The sequence below is a fragment of the Komagataeibacter europaeus LMG 18890 genome (assembly GCF_000285295.1).
In the GTDB taxonomy this organism is placed as follows: domain Bacteria; phylum Pseudomonadota; class Alphaproteobacteria; order Acetobacterales; family Acetobacteraceae; genus Komagataeibacter; species Komagataeibacter europaeus.
Genome location: NZ_CADP01000254.1, coordinates 1 through 1,838, shown reverse-complemented (window position 1 = coordinate 1,838; position 1,838 = coordinate 1). Strand labels below are relative to the sequence as shown.

Annotated in this window: 3 protein-coding genes; 2 read left to right on the top strand and 1 reads right to left on the bottom strand. The window is 54.8% G+C overall.

Annotated elements, in window-relative coordinates:
* The coding region (locus GEU01_RS27185) for a transposase (RefSeq protein ID WP_010515861.1) at positions 1 to 341 on the top strand (341 nt) is incomplete at its 5' end.
* 202 nt (positions 342 to 543) lie between these two features.
* Here GEU01_RS27185 and GEU01_RS21350 read toward each other — a convergent pair.
* The gene (locus tag GEU01_RS21350; RefSeq protein WP_019087624.1) at positions 544 to 1,464 is read right to left on the bottom strand and encodes a LysR family transcriptional regulator; all 921 of its coding nucleotides are present in this window, start codon (positions 1,462 to 1,464) and stop codon (positions 544 to 546) included.
* Between GEU01_RS21350 and GEU01_RS23760 the strand changes: the two genes are divergently transcribed.
* On the top strand, positions 1,429 to 1,838 hold a 410-nt coding region (locus GEU01_RS23760; protein WP_042710803.1), incomplete at its 3' end, for an IS5 family transposase. The genes GEU01_RS21350 and GEU01_RS23760 overlap by 36 nt on opposite strands.

Genomic DNA, 1,838 nt, shown 5'->3' with positions numbered 1-1,838 from the left:
CGGTCCGGGACCTGCGGAAAAAAGGCATCGATCCGCTGGTCGCCATTGGACGGCCCTGTGCCCGCAGGCCATATGATTTCCGGCCACTTCCTGAAAGCAGGGAGCCACGCCGGATAACCGAACCCTGGCGGCTTGCCATGAAGGACAGGCTGGAAACCACAGAAGCCGGAGATGTTTACAGACTACGAAAACAGACCGTTGAACCGGTCTTTGGAATTATCAAAAGCATCATGGGGTTCAGAAGGTTCAGCCTGCGTGGCCTTGCAAAAGTCACGACCGAATGGACCCTCGTTGCACTCGCATATAACTGCAAAAGAATGGCACGGCTTCAGGCGGCATAAGCCGGGTCAGCCTCGACCTTATAACCCTCAAAATGGCCAACCCGACAGACTGCTAGATAAGAACTTTCCTTCGGGTCAATATTTTTGATCCCTATATAAAAAAATACAGTGCGGTTCGGGCATAACATTTTCCACGGCCTGCGTTTTCCGGCACGTGATTTGATCCGGATGGTTTCATCTGTCTCCTTATTATGATGGGAAATCAAAAGGTTTCCATTTTGCTACATGACGCCATGGCTGGCTTTTGAAAGCTGGTATCCATGGTACGTTCCGGCGTGGAGCCGTCTTCTCCCGTCGGCGCATAGCCAAGCAGGGTGATGATCCTGTCCGCAGCCTGACGCGCTTTCGGCATTCTGGGCCATACAAGGCGCATCGATACCTTCGGCTGGTATGGCAGGGGTAGCCAGCCAATGCGTGCAGTCAGGTTTTTAATCGCATCCTGCGGTAAAACGCACAGATAGCCGTGATCAAGTATAAGACGCAGCATGATCGGCAGGGCATCGACCTCCACGATAACGGGTTGCGTGTTTTCAAACGATATGACGGTTTCCAGCGTTTTCCAGACACTCTGGCGCAGACCACTTTTAAGGCTGGGAACTGCAATCGGATGTGCGGCGAGCAGATCCGGAACCGATGCCGTGGGACCGACGACCCGCGCGGGACCCGCGAGGACCAATTCGGACGCAAACAGGTCACGTTTTTCAAACACATCCGTGGAAACCGTGGTGTCGGTCAGGATGATGTCAAGCGTCGCTGATTTCAGATCCCTGAAAAGGTCTTCGGCGGTTCCGCTGCTGATCAGCAGGTTCTGATGCGGATAGGCGTGCTGCCAGCCAGCGACAAGCTGCGCAAGATTGGAGGTCAGGTTGCTTTCATAATTGATGGGTAGAATGGTGCCGAAGCGGATATCCCGCAGCGCATGGCTGAAACGCTGGTCTGCATGGGCTGTCAGCAGATGTATCTGGCGGATAAGGGGACGAATGGCATGGTAGAATGCCTCTCCTGCCGGTGTAAGAGCCTGATCCGAAAGTTTTTGAACAATACCAGCCTGTTGTGATTCATCCGTCTTTACGAAGAGATGGAGTGAATGGTGACATGGACTGGTATTGCCCGACGTGAACATAGCCGGGAAGGAATGCGATATCCATCGGATACGACGGACGAAGAGTGGGCTCTGATCATGCCATTTATACCCCCGGCGAAACGGGGTGGTCGCCCCCGCACGACGGATATGCGCGAGGTGGTCAACGCGATGCTCTACATAGCCTCGGCCGGGTGTGCGTGGCGTTTGCTGCCGAAATGCTTTCCGCCGGTCTCGACCGTCAGGCGCTATTTTTACGCCTGGCGTGATGCCGGATTGTTCGAAGTCATGAATACGGTCCTGGTCATGAGCCTGCGCGAGATTGAGGGGCGTGAAGCCTCTCCAAGCGCGGGCGTGATTGATAGCCAGTCGGTAAAAACCACGGAAAGCGGCGGGCTTTCGGGCTATGACGCGGG